Below are 13,556 nucleotides of genomic sequence, written 5' to 3' on the forward strand. Positions count from 1 at the left end.
TTTGGCCCACTTTGGACCACTTCGTATTCCCGTCATATCCGTACGCAGGCACCTGTACCCGTCTCCCGCGCCCGAAGGTGGCGTAAGTCGTTGATCCATCTGGCGTGCCCGGTTGGGATCTAACCAACAACCCCTGCCTTCGGAGAGCCGCCCTGACTGTTGGCGCCGGATGGCTTCAGTCCACGTGCACCCGATTGCGCCCACCCCGCTTGGCCGCATACAGCGCCTGGTCTGCGCGGTGGAGCAGGCTGTCGCCCTGGTGCTGCTGCGGCGCGCCGCCGGAGATGCCGACGCTGATGCGCACCAGCAGGCCGGGCGTGATGGCCGCCCAGTCGTGTTCGACGACGGCCAGGCGCAGGCGTTCGCAGATCTCGGCGGCCTGCTGGGGCGCGATACCCACCAGCACGGCCAGGAACTCCTCGCCGCCGATGCGGGCCATCAGGTCGGCGCTGCGCAGGCGGTGGCGCAGCAGCTGGGCGAGCTGCTGCAGCACGGCGTCGCCCACGGCGTGGCCGTGGCTGTCGTTGATCTTCTTGAAATGGTCGACATCCAGGGCCGCGACGCTGATGACCTGGTTGGCCATGCGCGCGCCCTCGACGAGCAGGGGCAGGGCGAACTCGGCGTGGCGGCGGTTGTGCAGGCCGGTCAGCACGTCCTCGTGAGCGGCGCGGTCCAGGGCCATGGCGTGTTCGCGCAAACGTGCTTGCTCGGTCTCGAGATGCGCTGCGCGGGCGCGCTCGCGGCGGGCGTCGGCGGCGGCGCTGTCGGCGCGCGCCTGGGCCTGCTCGACCTGGTCGCGGATCAGGATGACCTCGGTCTGCAGCACCAGGTTGTCGCGCGTGATCTGGCGGTCCAGGCCGACGAGTTCTTCCAGCCAGCCCAGGGCCTCACGGAACTGGCCGCAGGCCTTGTGGGTTTCGTACAGCGAGCGGATCAGCAGGCGGCGCAGCTTGGGCGGCGGCTCGGCAGCGGCATGCAGCAGGGCCTCGAGGATGTTGGCGGCCTGCACCGGCTCGCCCTTCAGGCGCAAGAAGACGGCACGCTGGGCATCGGCTTCGATGGCCAAGGTGCGATAGCCATGGTCATGGGCCAGGTGGCCGAACTCGTTGAGCAGCGGAAGGGCTTCGTCCAGCAGGCCGCCGGCCAGCAGCGCATTGACGCGGTTGGACACGGCCACCGCCACCTGGAAGGGGCTGCCCGACTGGCGCGCCAGCACGGTGGCCTGTTCGGCCGTGCGCAGGGCGCTCGCGATGGCATCCGCCAGCGCGTTGGCATCGCCCAGGGTCTGGGCTTCCTCGACACGGCGCAGCCAGAAATAGGCCAGGTTGTTGTGGCAGGAGAACAGCACCTCGGCGCAGTCGGTGCGGGCCGCGATCTCCAGCGCCTGGCCGGCCGAAGCGCAGGCCTGCACGGGGTTCTCCAGGCTGGCGTAGGCGATGCCGACGCGGTTCAGCGCCCAGGCTTCGCGCACGGGGTCGGCGGCACGGCGTGCGGCGGCCAGGGCCTTCATGCCCGATTCGAGGGCCTCGCGACCCATCAGCAACTGGCCGAAGACATAGCACTGGCTGGTCAGCGCATCGGCCAGCAGGCCGTCATCGTGGAGACGCTCGGCCAGGGCCAGGGCTTCGGTCGAACAGCGTGCGCTCGCGGTGAGCTTGCCGACACGCGGGTATTGGTGGGCCAGCAGGGCCAGCGTCTGGGCGCGCCGGCGCAGCTCGGTCGGCGGGCAGCCCAGCAGCAATTGCTCCAGGGCCTCACTGGACGCCTGGTAGCCCCCGGCGGCCGCGCGCTGGCGTGCGGCGGCAAAGGCAGCATCGAAGACGACGGTGTCGAAACCGTGGTCTTCAGCTGGCCGGGCGGGGAGTTCGAGCAGCGCTGGCATGAATCGGTCGATTCTGCCTAGGCCCAGAATGCCGGCCATGACGGACATCGCTGTTTTCGGGGTCGACTTCACGAGTGCGCCTCGCCGCGCCAAGCCAATTTGCATTGCTGCGGGCCAGCGCCACGGGACTGTCGTGCGCCTGACGGGATTGGTAGCGCTACACAGCCTGGAAGCCTTCTCGGAGTGGCTGCAAACGCCCGGACCCTGGGTGGCCGGCTTCGACCTGCCTTTCGGCCTGCCGCGCGAGCTGGTCGAGCATCTCGGCTGGCCGACCGACTATGCGGCCCTGATGGCGCATTACGCCAGCCTGAGCCGCGAGGACATCCGCCAGCGTTTTGCCGCCTTCTGCGATGCGCGGCCGGCCGGCTCCAAGTTCGCCCACCGCGCCTGCGACGGGCCGGCCGGTGCCAGCCCGAGCATGAAATGGGTCAACCCGCCGGTGGCCTGGATGCTGCACGCCGGCGTGCCGCGGCTGATTGCGGCGGGCGTGCATCTGCCGGGTCATCTGGATGGCGACACCGGCCGCATCGCGCTGGAGGCCTATCCGGGCCTGCTGGCCCGCGAGCTGATTGGCCGCCGTTCCTACAAGAGCGACACCAAGGCGGCGCAGACGCCGGAGCGCTTGATTGCGCGCAAGGACATCGTCGATGCGCTGGAGCAGGGCCGCACGCGCCTGGGCTTGCGACTCAAGCTCAGCCATGCCCAGCGCGACGAGCTGGTGGCCGATGCAAGCGGCGACCGCCTGGACGCCGTGCTCGCCATGGTGCAGGCCGCCTGGGCCGCGACACAGCCACGCCATGGCTGGCCGCAGGCTGTCGATCCGCTCGAGGGATGGATCGTCAGCGCCTGAGCACGGCATCATCCGGCGCCATGAAAATCCACCGACTCCTGCTGACCGCCCTGCTGCCGCTGGCGCTGATGAAGCCCGCATCGGCGGCCGATGTCGGCCTCACCATCAAGCTCGCCCACGACAGCGAACGCGAGCGCCAGACCCAGGCCCAACTCGAACGCCTGCTGCAGAGCTACGACGTCTCGCGCTGGGTGCACACGCGCGACATCGTCATCGACGAGGAAGAGATCCCGCACAGCCACCCTGTGCTGACCCTGCATGCGCGCCATCTGAAGGACGACGACCTGCTGCTGTCGACCTTTGTTCATGAGCAGACGCATCGCATGCTGGACGAGCATCCGGCCGAGCATGCCGCCGCCGTGCGCGAGCTGAAGAAGCTGTATCCGCGCATTCCCACCGGCTACCCCGAGGGCTCGGACAGTGCCGAGGTCAACTACGACCACCTGATCATCATCTACACCGAGTACCGCGCCGACCAGCGCCTGATGGGCGAGCTGCGCGCCCGGGCCGTCATGGAGTTCTTCGCCCACGACCACTACCGCTGGCTCTACCGCGAAGTGCTGCGCGACCCTGAGAAGGTGGGGCGTATCGTCAAGGCCCATCACCTTTGACGCCATGAAGCGACGCCAGGTCTGCGCGAGCGCGCTGTTCGGACTGCTGCCCTGGCCGGCGCGAGCGGATGCCCTGCGCCTGCCCTCGGGCGAAGTGGTGCTTAAGCTGGACGGCGACTTTCCCGCCGACACGCGGCGCGAGATCGATGTCTGGGTCACACGCAGCGTCGCAGCCCTGGTGGGGTATTTTGGCCGCCAGCCGCAGCCGCGCATCGAGTTGCGCCTGCGGGCGGCGCCGGGTGAAGGCGTCAGCGGCGGTTGGACGGACGTCGATCCCGCTCCCTTTGTCGGCATGCGTGTGGGACGGCAGACCTCGGCCGCACGCTTCCTGGACGACTGGGTGCTGGTGCACGAGCTCGTGCATCTGAGCGTGCCCAATCTGCCGCGCGCCCACAACTGGCTCCACGAAGGCCTGGCCACTTATGTCGAGACGGTGGCGCGGGCGCGCGCCGGCATCACGCCTTTCACGCAACTCTGGGGCGAGCTGGCAAGAGGCATGCCGCAAGGCCAGCCCGCTCGCGGCGACGCGGGCCTGGACGGCACGCGCAGCTGGGGCCGCCTCTACTGGGGCGGCGCCATCTTCTGCCTGCAGGCCGACGTGCGCATGTTGCGCGCCAGCGGTGGCCGCTCGGGGCTGCGCCAGGCCTTGCAGGGGGTGCAGGCCGCGGGCGGGCATTACGGGCAGGACTGGAGCGTGACGCGGCTGTTGGCCGTGGCCGATGCCGCCGTCGGCCAGACGGTGCTGAGCGATCTCTATCGCGACGCGAAGGACACGGCCATGGCGGTGGATCTTGATGCGCTGTGGCGGGAACTGGGCGTGGTGGTCCGTGGCGACAACGTGAGCTTCGACGACACAGCGCCGGGGGCAGCGATGCGGCGCGCCATCGAAGGTCGCTAGTGCGCCGCCGCCGCGCGCCAGGCCGCGGCAAAGCGTTCCAGCTCCGTAACGTCGACGTCCGACACGGCCCAGTACTGCATGGCCCCGTCGCTCCAGTGCACGAGATTGAAGCCGCGGCGCTGCAGCTTCTCTTCGGCGACGCTGCGGTCCACCGGCCATTGGTAGAGGTCGATCTTGTGCAGCCTGACCTGGTAGGCCAGGGCCGCGGTTGGCCGCCCCTGGACGGCCTGTACGCGGCCACCTAGCAGGACGAAACCCTGCTCGTGCAGCGGCTCGACGAGCACCGTGGGCGCGTAGTCCAGCCGGCCCTGGAACCAGGGCTTGACGGTGTGGCGGTCGCTGGACGCGACCTCAAACAGCGGGCCGACCTGCAGGGCGCGCACATGGGCGGCGACGAGATCGTCGGGCAGCTGGCCTTCGGGGGCCCGCAGCATCAGCATCGTCAGCAGCACGCCCAGGGCCAGGCCACCGGCACCCGCGAAGGCCGGGTGGATGCGCACGAGGCTGGCGAGGCGCTCGCGCCAGCGCGGTTTTGCCGGCGGTGCTTCCTGGGCGGCCGCCTGCAGCGTCATCTGCGTGCGCACCCGGGCGCGCAGGGCCTCGTCCGCCGGATGGCGGCTGGCGTGCTGCTGCAGCAGGCGGGAGAGATCGTCGTCGTTCATCAGGGCAGGCCTGCCAGGCTGAGCTGGCGCTTGAGTTGAGCACGGGCACGGGACAGCCGCGACATCACGGTGCCGATGGGAATGCCGGCGATCTGCGCGATGTCACGGTAATCCAGGCCTTCGAGTTCACGCAGCACGATGACCTCGCGCATCGGCGGGCTGAGGGCTCGCAGTGCGGCGTCGACCAGCGTGCGCTCACGCTGGGCCCCCAATGCCGTCAGCGGGTCGGGCATGGGGCTGGGCGAGCGGGCCTCGAGCTGGTCCCAGGCGTCTTCGTCCAGCAGCGTCACATCGGAGCGGCCGCGCTCGCGGGCCAGGGCCGTGAAGCAGGCGTTGCGCACGATGCCGAGGAACCAGGGCTTGGCATCCTCGTTCGCGCGCAGCGAGCCGAAATAGCGGAAGGCGCGCAATGCGGCCTCCTGCACCGCGTCCTCGGCGGCGGCCGCATCGCGCAGCAGCCAGCGTGCCAGGTTGTGGGCGGCGTCGAGCAGCGGCAGCACGGCGGCCTCGAAGCGGCGGGCGTCGGTCATGTCACTGTGAAATGCCCGTCCATGCCTTCATGGCCGTCGCCGCAGAAGTTGTCGCACAGGAAGGCGAGTCGCCCGGGGGCTTTGGGCGTGAGGGCGAGGCGGGTGACGCGGCCGGGCATGAGGTCGGTGCGCAGGTCCAGGTCGGGCACGAAGAAGCCGTGCGCGAAGTCCAGGGAGCGTATCAGCAGCACGACGGGCTCGCCGGCCTTCAGCGGGATCTCGGCCGGCGTGAACTTGAAGCGCTGGGCCGTGATCTCGATCTCGCGCGGGGCCTGGGCGCGGGCGGCCGTGAAGGCCACGCCGGCGCCGGCCGCGCCGATCAACAGCAGGTGGCGGCGCTTCATGCGGTGCCCACGCCATGCTCGATGCGCTCGGCCTTGGCGCCTTCGACGTCCACCTCGCGCCAGCCCAGGCCGCGGTAGGGCGCGGCGGGGTCCCAGGGCAGGGCGGTCGGCTTCTCGGCCGTGCCGGGAGCGGGCAGCGGGAAGATCAGCGAGCGCGCCGAGTGGTGGGCGATATGGCCCGTCATCTGGTGGTGCTCCTGGTGGATGTGGCCGTAGAAGACAGTCACGCTCTTGTGCGGCATCAGCAGGGCCAGGGCCTGGTCGCCGTCGCGCGTGTGCCAGTCCCACTTGGGCACCAGCGGGAACAGCGGGCGATGGGCCAGCACGACAAGGGGCGCGTTCGGGTCCAGCTTGGCGAGTTCGGCCTGCATCCAGGCGAGCTGTTCGGCGCCCAGCGTCGTGCCGCGGTCGGACACGTTGTCCAGGGCCATGAAGTGCAAGCCCTTGTGATCGAAGCGGTAGTAGGTCTCCCCGAACATCTCCTTGAAGGCCGCGCCACGGTCCAGCGAGGCATCGTGCTCGCCGGGCATGAAGCGCACGGTCTTGACCTTGAGTTCGCCGACGATCTGCTTGAACTCGGCCATGCGGCGGCGGCGCTCGGCGGGGTCGTCGGTGGTGTGGGTCAGGTCGCCGGTGAAGACGACGAAATCCGGCGGCTTGGGCAAGGCGTTGACGGCCGCGATCGCCTTGGGCAGGGTGCCGCGCGCGTCGGGGTTGGGCGCGCCCTGGAAACCCCAGTGGGTGTCGGAAAGCTGAACGAAATAGAACTCGTCCGACGGCTTGCCGGCGGTGGCGCAGCCGGTCAGGGCACCCGAGAAGATGGCGCCGCCGCCCAGGCCGGCGAGGTGGAGGAAGTCGCGTCGCTGCATGGCATTCGCTCGCGTGGAAGTGGTGACCTCATGCGATACCCGCCGTCGCTTCGGTTTATTCCTTGTTTTTTGCGAGGGTACGCAAAAAGGCGATCACGTCGGCGCGCTCGCCGGCGTCGGACAGGTTGACGCCCATGGCCTGGCCCGGCACCAGGGCCTCCGGGTCGGCCAGCCAGCGGTCGAGGTTGGCCTCGGTCCAGGTGAGGCCGGAGCGCTTCAGCGCGGCCGAGTAGTTCGCGAAGCCCTTGGCCGTGCCGGCCAGGCGCCCGAACACGCCGCGGTGCGCGGGGCCGACGCCATTGAAGTCCACGGAGTGGCAGGCGGCGCAGCGGGCCTGGTAGAGGGCCTGGCCGCGGACAGGGTCGGCGGCGTGGGCGCTGGGGATGAACTGGGTCAGGAACAGCAGGCCGATAGCGGTCTTGAGCATGGAGTCTCTCCGGGTGGTGGAGGTCCATACCCGGCCGTGCCCCGGTTTATTCCGATGCCACCTGCCCCTCGATCGCCTTGCGCCAGCCACGTTTCTCGATCTTGCGGATGTTGGCGACCGGGGCCAGGGTCGGCAGGTATTCGGCCAGCCAGCGCAGTTCCTGGTCGGCTGGATCACCAACGAACTCATCGACCCGGACCAGGTTGCCGTAGCTGCGGCTGTACTTTGACGGCGTGTCGTCGACGGCGACAACGGAGGCGAGGTCGAAACCCTGACGCTTGACCTTGCTGAGGTTCTTGATCGTCTTGTAGCCACCCGTGTACGGATCGATGGCCGTGGTGCAGCGCCGGCTCGCCCAGACGAAGCGCAACAGTCCGGGCGGGAAGATCTTCTGCACGACGATCCGTGCATAGACCTCGCCGGACGCGGTCCACACGGCCAGGTCGAAATGCCGGGCGACCCGTTGGATGAACTCGTCGAGGTAGGGGCGGCGATAGACGAAATAGGGCCCGAACTGGAAGTCGGCCTCGCGGTCCAGCGCTTGCTCGGTCGCGTGGATCAGCGTCTCGTCCAGGTCCAGGATGAGGAGCTTGCGGTGCGGTGCAGCCTGGGTCAACGCAAGCCCACCTGCCCCTTCCACGCATTCAGGATCTTGGCCCGGTCCCAGGCCCTTCCGGCCTTCATCGTCCAGGCCACTTCAGGCAAGGCTGGCTTGGCCGCATCCAGCGGCGCAGCAAAGGCGACGAGGTCGGCGCGCAGGCCCGGGGCGATGCGGCCGATGTCGGCGGTGCGGCCCAGATAGGTGGCGCCATTGGACGTCATGACCTTGACGGTCGTCGCCGCGTCGAAGCCGGCCTCGCGCAACAGCTCGAACTGGCGCAGCGACGAATAGCCCGGGATGACGCCGCCATAGCCGGTCGGGTCGGTCCCCGCGACCAGCAGGCCGCCAGCGTCGTGGAAGCGCTTCTCCCAGACCATGTTCTTCGGAAAGATGCGGCCATGTGGGTTGGGCCCGCCGCGTTGGATGGCGGTGTAGCGCAGCACGTACTGCTCGCGCAGCTGCGGCATCAGGAGATCCAGCGCCGCGGCCGGGGCCATGGGGCGGCCGTAGGAGAAGGTCTCGAAGATGGTCAGCGTCGAGGTCAGGGCCACCTTCTTGTCGATCATCTGCTTTTGCAGCGCGGCCATGCGCGGGTCGTCGACGGCGAGGGCGTCGAGGGACTTGGGCGCGGCGTCGCCGCTGGGGCAGACGTCCGGCTGCTTGCCGTCGACAAAGTCCGTGGACGCGAAGAAGCCATGCTCCAGGTTGTCGATGCCCATGGCCGTGGCTTCGGCATAGGTCACGGCGCACAGATGGGCCGTGACCTTGGCCTTGCGCTCGTGCGCCGCCTTGACTATTGCCGCCAGCTGCTCCTGCGTCAGATGCATATAGCCCTTGTACGAGGTCGCGCCGACGTCGGCCCAGTAGCCGACCTGGCGCACGGCGTCGGCCGCGTCGACCAGGCGGGGCACCTGGGCGACGAAGGCCTGGATGCCGTTCAGGAAGGGCGCCGTCACATCGAGGTCGGGGCCGGGTGCCTTGCCGTCACGGATGTCCTTCCAGGTGTTGAGGTCGGCGTAGGGGCTCATGCTGCCGGCCGTGCGCATGGTCGTCACGCCGCCGGCCAGATAGAGCAGCGGGAAGCTCTGGAAGAAGGCGCCGTAGCTGCCGCGCTCGGTCGGGTAGAACATGTGTTCGTGCAGCAGCACGAAGCCAGGCATCAGGGCGCCGCCGTTGAGGTCCTTGACCAGCGCGCCGGCCGGCGCTTTCAGCTCGGCATCCGGCTTCACGTCCGCGATGCGGCCATCGCGGATCAGCACGCTCATGTGCTCGCGCGGCGCGGCGCCCGTGCCGTCGTAGAGCTGGGCGTTGCGCAGCAGCGTGACGGGCGCCTGGAAGAGGGTATAGCGCTCGACGTCGCTGGGCGGCGTTGTCTGCGCCACAGCGACCGTGGAGACGAGGGTGGCGAGCAGCAGGCTGGGCGTCTTCTTCATGCGAGCCATCCTCGCACGCGCACCGCCGCTCAGAGATCGGGGATGACCTCGGGGTGGCCGGCGTGGGCGAGGTGGCTGACCAGGGGCAGGCCCGGGCCCCAGGCATGGATGAGCCAGCCGGCGGGCTCCAGCGCGATGGCCAGCGGCGCGTCGGGCGCCAGGTCCAGTGCGACCTGGTGGGCCGTCGACGGGGCGCTGAGCGAGGGGGCGTGGGCGACGCGGCCCAGCGTCATGCGGTGCAGATGCCCGCAGACGACGCGTTGCACCTGCGGATGGCGAGCGATCAGCGCCTCGAAGCCGGTCAGGCCGTGTTGCAGGGCCATGCCGTCCATCACCGCCAGGCCGGTGGCATGCGGCGGGTGGTGCATGGCGACGAGGGTGGGCGTGGACGGGCGCTCGGCCAGCAGGCTCTGAGCTTGCGCCAGCCGCGCTTCGTCGAAGCCGCCCTCGGGCCGGCCGGGCATCAGGCTGTCGAGCACGACCAGGCGCAGCGGACCGGGCAGGTCCAGCGCGTACTGGATGGCCGCCGCGCCGGGTTCGCCGCGGTGCACATTCGTCAGGCCGGCAAAGGCCTCCTGCAGCGGGCCGCGTGCGTCGTGGTTGCCGGGCAGCAGGGCCAGCGGCAGACCGGCGTCGACCAACGGCAGCAGCAGCTCGCGAAGCTGGGCGTATTCGGCCGGGTGGCCGGCGTCGACAAGGTCGCCACTGACCAGCACGGCCACCGGCCGCGGCTGGATCTGCAGCACGCGCTCGACGGCATGGCGCAGCGCCGCCGCCGTGTCGACGCGGCCCGAGATCAGCTGGCCCGGCTGGGTGATGTGCGGGTCGCTGAGCTGGACGAGCAGGTAAGGGGTCGCGTCCACGCCGGCGTCCTCACTTGCGCATCAGCGTGCTCTTGCCGAACAAACTCTCGATGAGATCCACGGCCACCAACGCCGTTTTGTTCTTCTCGTCCAGCGCCGGGTTCAGCTCGACCAGGTCCAGCGAAGCCATGCGGCCGGTGTCGGCAATCATCTCCATGCACAGATGGGCTTCGCGGTAGGTCGGGCCACCGCCGACCGTCGTGCCGACGCCGGGCGCCATGACGGGGTCGAGGAAGTCGACGTCGAAGCTGACGTGCAGATGGGTGTTGTCGTCGAGAGTCGCCAGGGCCAGCTCCATGGTGTGGCGCATGCCCATCTCGTCGATGAAGCGCATGTCGAACACTTCCAGGTCGTGCTCGTGCACGAAGGCGCGCTCGCCCTCGTCGACGCTGCGGATGCCGATCTGGCGGATCCACTTCGGGCTGATGGCCGGCACATGGCCGCCGATCTCGATGAGTTCCTTGGGACCGAAGCCGCACAGGCAGGCCACCGGCATGCCGTGGATGTTGCCGCTGGGGGTCAGCTCGCTCGTATTGAAGTCGGCATGGGCGTCCAGCCACAGCACGCGCAGCTTCTTGCCGGTGTCGCGGCAGTGGCGGGCCACGGCGCTGATGGAGCCCAGGCCCAGGCAGTGGTCGCCGCCGAGCATGATGGGCAGGCGGCCGGTCTTCAGCTCGGCATAGATGGCGTCGTGGGTGACCTGGTTCCAGGCCACCACTTCCTGCAGATGGCGGTAGCCGTCGGTCGGCGGCAGCCAGGGGTTGGACGGCCCGGCCAGGTTGCCGCGGTCGATGACGTCCACGCCACGGGCACGTAGGGCCTCGGCCAGGCCGGCCACGCGCATGGCTTCGGGGCCCATGCTGGCACCGCGGGCGCCGGCGCCGATGTCGGTCGGCACGCCGATCAGGGAAACGTTTCTGAGTTTGGTCATGGCTTGGCGGGGCTGGCGAGTTCGGGTTGGGATTCGAGCACGGCCCAGGCTTCTTCAGCCGTCTCGACGTAATGGAAGAGCTGCTGGTCCTCGGCCTTGATCATGCCGGTCTCGATCAGCCACTCGATGTTGAGGAGCTTGGTCCAGAACTCGCGGCCGAACAGCAGGATGGGGCGCGGCCGGCTCTTCTTGGTCTGGATCAGGGTCAGCGTCTCGAACAGTTCATCCAGCGTGCCGAAGCCGCCGGGGAAGCAGACCAGGGCCACGGCGCGCATCAGGAAATGCATCTTGCGCAGGCCGAAGTAGTGGAAGCGGAAGCACAGCTCCGGTGTGATGTAGGGGTTGGGGTACTGCTCGTGCGGCAGCACGATGTTCAGGCCGACGCTCTTGCCGCCCACCTCGTAGGCACCGCGGTTGCCGGCTTCCATGATGCCGGGGCCGCCGCCGGTGGCGATGACGACGTGGTTGCCGCGCTCGGTGCAGGCGCTTGTGGCGATCTGGGCGAAGCGGCGCGCCTCTTCGTAGTAGCGGCTCATGGCGAGGTGGCGACGGGCGCGGGCGGCGCCTTCCTTGTCGCCACGGTCCTCGGCCACGGTCAGCAGGGCCTGAGCGGCTTCTTCAGACAGGATGCGGGCGCTGCCGAAGATGACGATGGTGGATTTGACGCCCTGTTCGTTCTGCAGCAGCTCGGGCTTCATCAGCTCCAGCTGCATGCGCACGGCGCGCATGTCCTGGCGCAGCAGGAAGCTCTCGTCCTTGAAGGCCAGGTTGTAGGCGGCGCCTGGACCGTCGTAGTCGGGGTGGGGAGGCAGGTCGCGGCACTCTTCCTTGGCAGTGGGGAAGTTGCGCGTCGGGACGTCAGTGGGCTTCATGGGACGAAAAGAGATTGTGGGCAGGTCTGCGCTGGATTTTCCGCCCCATTCAGAGCCGGTCACGGGATTTCATCCAGCGCTGCAGACGCTGCATTCAGGGTCACGCTGCATGGCGATTTCGCTCCACTGCATGCGGCGGCCATCCAGCATCAAGAGCCGGCCGGTGAGGGGCTCGCCAATGCCGGCCAGCAGCTTCAGCGCCTCGGCGGCCTGCAGGCTGCCGACGATGCCGACCAGCGGCGCGAACACGCCCATGGTCGAGCAGGCGACGTCCTCGAAGCCGGACTCGGGCGGAAACAGGCAGGCGTAGCAGGGCTGCTCGCGGGAGCGGCTGTCATAGACGCTGATCTGGCCGTCGAAGCCGATGGCCGCGCCCGAGACCAGCGGCTTGCCGTGGCGCACGCAGGCGGCGTTGACGAGGTGGCGGGTGGCGAAGTTGTCGGTGCAGTCGATGACGACGTCGGCCTGCGGGACTTCCTCATCCAGCAGCGCGGCATCGGCCTTCTGCGCGATGGCGCGCACCCGCACGCCGGGATTGAGCGCTGCCATGCGTGCGGCGGCGGATTCGACCTTCAGCCGATCGAGGCTGCCCATGTCATGGGCAATCTGGCGCTGGAGGTTGGTCAGCGACACCGTGTCGTGGTCGACCAGGGTGATGCGGCCGACGCCGGCCGAGGCCAGGTAGAGGGCGACCGGCGAACCCAGGCCGCCGGCGCCGATGACGAGGGCGCTGGCATCGAGCAGGCGCTGCTGGCCTTCGATGCCGATCTCGTCGAGCAGCAGATGGCGGGAGTAGCGCAGCAGGTCGTCGTCGGTCATGGTGACGGCAGGATAGCCCCGTCAGGCCAGAGGGGCTCGGCCATGCTGCGCCGCATGGCCTCGATGAAATAACGCAGCCGCGCCGTGGGCGCCGGCGGGTTGGGATAGAGCAGGTGGACGGGAAGATCGGGGCCGCGCCAGCGCGGCAGCAGGTGCACGAGGCGGCCCTCGGCAATGTCCTGGCGCACCGACCAGCCCGACAGCAGGGCCGCGCCCAGGCCCAGGCGGGCCGCCTCGCGGGTGGCGTAGAGGCTGTCCGTTGCCAGCACCGGCCGGATGGGCAGGCGCTGGCGCACGCCGTCGTCGCGCTCCAGCTGCAGCTCCTGGCGGTAGAAGGTCGAGATCGCAATCCATGGCAGCTGGGCCAGCGCATCAGGCTCCTCGATGTGGCGCCCGGCCAGCAACTCGGGCGAGGCCACCAGCACTCGCGGCACGCTGGCCAGCGGGATGGCGACGACGGCCCCCTCGGCCGTACCGCCGACGCGGATGGCGCAGTCCAGGCCCTGCTCGATGAAGTTGGGCGTGGCGTCGTTCAGCAGCCAGTCGATGCGCAGCCCTGGCGCGGCCTTGAGGGCCTGGACCAGCGGTGCGATCAAGTGCTCCTGGCCGAAGGCATGCGGCACCTGCACGCGCAGCAGGCCCTCGGGCAGGCCGGGCTCGGCACGCAGCGACTGCTCGAAGCACTCCCAGTCCGTCGCCAGCGCCTTGGCCCGGGCATAGGCGCGCTCACCGGTTTCGGTGAGGCGCAGCGCATGGGTGGAGCGTTGCACCAGCGGCTGGGCCAACTGGCGCTCCAGCGCCTGCAGCCGGCGGCTGACCGTGGGCTGGGTGGTGCCGAGCTGGCGTGCCGCGGCCGACAGGCTGCCGGCCTCGACGATGCGGATGAAGGTCTGCATCAGCAGCAGGCGGTCGAAGGTCGTACTCATACGTCAAGCGTATGGCAGTCGTTCAAGCTCTGCGTCTA

Annotated in this window: 16 protein-coding genes; 3 read left to right on the forward strand and 13 right to left on the reverse strand. The window is 69.4% G+C overall.

Features of this window, described 5'->3' with window-relative positions; genetic code table 11:
- Positions 1 to 175: 175 nt before the first annotated feature.
- Positions 176 to 1,882: a diguanylate cyclase gene (locus ACS5PN_RS24175; RefSeq protein ID WP_439466582.1), complete on the reverse strand. Its 1,707-nt coding sequence runs from the start codon at positions 1,880 to 1,882 to the stop codon at positions 176 to 178.
- 37 nt (positions 1,883 to 1,919) lie between these two features.
- Between ACS5PN_RS24175 and ACS5PN_RS24180 the strand changes: the two genes are divergently transcribed.
- Genes ACS5PN_RS24180 through ACS5PN_RS24190 form a run of 3 tightly spaced genes read left to right on the forward strand, consistent with a single transcriptional unit; the run spans position 1,920 to position 4,241 of the window.
- The gene (locus ACS5PN_RS24180; protein WP_439466583.1) at positions 1,920 to 2,732 is read left to right on the forward strand and encodes a DUF429 domain-containing protein; all 813 of its coding nucleotides are present in this window, start codon (positions 1,920 to 1,922) and stop codon (positions 2,730 to 2,732) included.
- 20 nt (positions 2,733 to 2,752) lie between these two features.
- Positions 2,753 to 3,343 (forward strand): hypothetical protein, encoded by a 591-nt coding sequence (locus ACS5PN_RS24185; protein ID WP_439466584.1) that lies wholly within the window; start codon positions 2,753 to 2,755, stop codon positions 3,341 to 3,343.
- A 4-nt stretch (positions 3,344 to 3,347) separates the two neighbouring features.
- Positions 3,348 to 4,241, forward strand: a complete 894-nt coding sequence (locus ACS5PN_RS24190) for a hypothetical protein (RefSeq protein ID WP_439466585.1) — start codon at positions 3,348 to 3,350, stop codon at positions 4,239 to 4,241.
- On the opposite strand, the gene ACS5PN_RS24195 is transcribed toward ACS5PN_RS24190, so the two are convergent.
- The 12 genes from ACS5PN_RS24195 to ACS5PN_RS24250 all read right to left on the reverse strand — a co-directional run bounded on the left by ACS5PN_RS24195 (position 4,238) and on the right by ACS5PN_RS24250 (position 13,518).
- Entirely contained in the window at positions 4,238 to 4,903 is a 666-nt protein-coding gene (locus ACS5PN_RS24195) for an anti-sigma factor family protein (RefSeq protein WP_439466586.1), read from the reverse strand. The two genes, ACS5PN_RS24190 and ACS5PN_RS24195, sit on opposite strands and share 4 nt — an antisense overlap.
- Positions 4,903 to 5,433 (reverse strand): sigma-70 family RNA polymerase sigma factor, encoded by a 531-nt coding sequence (locus ACS5PN_RS24200; RefSeq protein ID WP_439466587.1) that lies wholly within the window; start codon positions 5,431 to 5,433, stop codon positions 4,903 to 4,905. The genes ACS5PN_RS24195 and ACS5PN_RS24200 overlap by 1 nt, the downstream gene beginning before the upstream one ends.
- Entirely contained in the window at positions 5,430 to 5,777 is a 348-nt protein-coding gene (locus tag ACS5PN_RS24205; RefSeq protein ID WP_439466588.1) for a cupredoxin domain-containing protein, read from the reverse strand. Before ACS5PN_RS24205 ends, ACS5PN_RS24200 begins: the two co-directional genes overlap by 4 nt.
- Complete coding sequence (locus tag ACS5PN_RS24210; protein ID WP_439466589.1) at positions 5,774 to 6,646, reverse strand: metallophosphoesterase family protein; 873 nt, start codon at positions 6,644 to 6,646, stop codon at positions 5,774 to 5,776. The genes ACS5PN_RS24205 and ACS5PN_RS24210 overlap by 4 nt, the downstream gene beginning before the upstream one ends.
- A 55-nt stretch (positions 6,647 to 6,701) precedes the next feature.
- Positions 6,702 to 7,073: a c-type cytochrome gene (locus ACS5PN_RS24215; protein WP_439466590.1), complete on the reverse strand. Its 372-nt coding sequence runs from the start codon at positions 7,071 to 7,073 to the stop codon at positions 6,702 to 6,704.
- A 46-nt stretch (positions 7,074 to 7,119) separates the two neighbouring features.
- On the reverse strand, positions 7,120 to 7,689 hold the full coding sequence (locus ACS5PN_RS24220) for an NIF family HAD-type phosphatase (protein WP_439466591.1): 570 nt from the start codon (positions 7,687 to 7,689) through the stop codon (positions 7,120 to 7,122).
- Positions 7,686 to 9,107: an amidohydrolase family protein gene (locus ACS5PN_RS24225; RefSeq protein ID WP_439466592.1), complete on the reverse strand. Its 1,422-nt coding sequence runs from the start codon at positions 9,105 to 9,107 to the stop codon at positions 7,686 to 7,688. Before ACS5PN_RS24225 ends, ACS5PN_RS24220 begins: the two co-directional genes overlap by 4 nt.
- Before the next feature lie 29 nt (positions 9,108 to 9,136).
- Positions 9,137 to 9,970 carry a phosphodiesterase gene (locus ACS5PN_RS24230; protein ID WP_439466593.1) on the reverse strand — a complete coding sequence of 278 codons (834 nt, stop codon included), beginning with the start codon at positions 9,968 to 9,970 and terminating at the stop codon, positions 9,137 to 9,139.
- A 10-nt stretch (positions 9,971 to 9,980) separates the two neighbouring features.
- On the reverse strand, positions 9,981 to 10,901 hold the full coding sequence (gene rocF / locus ACS5PN_RS24235; protein ID WP_439466594.1) for an arginase: 921 nt from the start codon (positions 10,899 to 10,901) through the stop codon (positions 9,981 to 9,983).
- Entirely contained in the window at positions 10,898 to 11,773 is an 876-nt protein-coding gene (locus ACS5PN_RS24240) for an LOG family protein (RefSeq protein ID WP_439466595.1), read from the reverse strand. Before ACS5PN_RS24240 ends, rocF begins: the two co-directional genes overlap by 4 nt.
- Before the next feature lie 69 nt (positions 11,774 to 11,842).
- Positions 11,843 to 12,592 carry a HesA/MoeB/ThiF family protein gene (locus ACS5PN_RS24245; RefSeq protein ID WP_439466596.1) on the reverse strand — a complete coding sequence of 250 codons (750 nt, stop codon included), beginning with the start codon at positions 12,590 to 12,592 and terminating at the stop codon, positions 11,843 to 11,845.
- Positions 12,589 to 13,518 (reverse strand): LysR family transcriptional regulator, encoded by a 930-nt coding sequence (locus ACS5PN_RS24250; protein ID WP_439466597.1) that lies wholly within the window; start codon positions 13,516 to 13,518, stop codon positions 12,589 to 12,591. Before ACS5PN_RS24250 ends, ACS5PN_RS24245 begins: the two co-directional genes overlap by 4 nt.
- Positions 13,519 to 13,556 lie beyond the last annotated feature (38 nt).

It is taken from the genome of Roseateles sp. NT4 (assembly GCF_051857475.1).
Lineage (GTDB): Bacteria > Pseudomonadota > Gammaproteobacteria > Burkholderiales > Burkholderiaceae_C > Pelomonas.

Coding starts and splice junctions, on each gene's coding strand:
- ACS5PN_RS24215 (WP_439466590.1), bottom strand. CDS start 7,073: ATGCTCAAGACCGCTATCGGCCTGCTGTTCCTGACCCAGTTCATCCCC.
- ACS5PN_RS24210 (WP_439466589.1), bottom strand. CDS start 6,646: ATGCAGCGACGCGACTTCCTCCACCTCGCCGGCCTGGGCGGCGGCGCC.
- ACS5PN_RS24185 (WP_439466584.1), top strand. CDS start 2,753: ATGAAAATCCACCGACTCCTGCTGACCGCCCTGCTGCCGCTGGCGCTG.
- ACS5PN_RS24245 (WP_439466596.1), bottom strand. CDS start 12,592: ATGACCGACGACGACCTGCTGCGCTACTCCCGCCATCTGCTGCTCGAC.
- ACS5PN_RS24225 (WP_439466592.1), bottom strand. CDS start 9,107: ATGAAGAAGACGCCCAGCCTGCTGCTCGCCACCCTCGTCTCCACGGTC.
- ACS5PN_RS24240 (WP_439466595.1), bottom strand. CDS start 11,773: ATGAAGCCCACTGACGTCCCGACGCGCAACTTCCCCACTGCCAAGGAA.
- rocF (WP_439466594.1), bottom strand. CDS start 10,901: ATGACCAAACTCAGAAACGTTTCCCTGATCGGCGTGCCGACCGACATC.
- ACS5PN_RS24195 (WP_439466586.1), bottom strand. CDS start 4,903: ATGAACGACGACGATCTCTCCCGCCTGCTGCAGCAGCACGCCAGCCGC.
- ACS5PN_RS24200 (WP_439466587.1), bottom strand. CDS start 5,433: ATGACCGACGCCCGCCGCTTCGAGGCCGCCGTGCTGCCGCTGCTCGAC.
- ACS5PN_RS24190 (WP_439466585.1), top strand. CDS start 3,348: ATGAAGCGACGCCAGGTCTGCGCGAGCGCGCTGTTCGGACTGCTGCCC.
- ACS5PN_RS24205 (WP_439466588.1), bottom strand. CDS start 5,777: ATGAAGCGCCGCCACCTGCTGTTGATCGGCGCGGCCGGCGCCGGCGTG.
- ACS5PN_RS24180 (WP_439466583.1), top strand. CDS start 1,920: ATGACGGACATCGCTGTTTTCGGGGTCGACTTCACGAGTGCGCCTCGC.
- ACS5PN_RS24250 (WP_439466597.1), bottom strand. CDS start 13,518: ATGAGTACGACCTTCGACCGCCTGCTGCTGATGCAGACCTTCATCCGC.
- ACS5PN_RS24175 (WP_439466582.1), bottom strand. CDS start 1,882: ATGCCAGCGCTGCTCGAACTCCCCGCCCGGCCAGCTGAAGACCACGGT.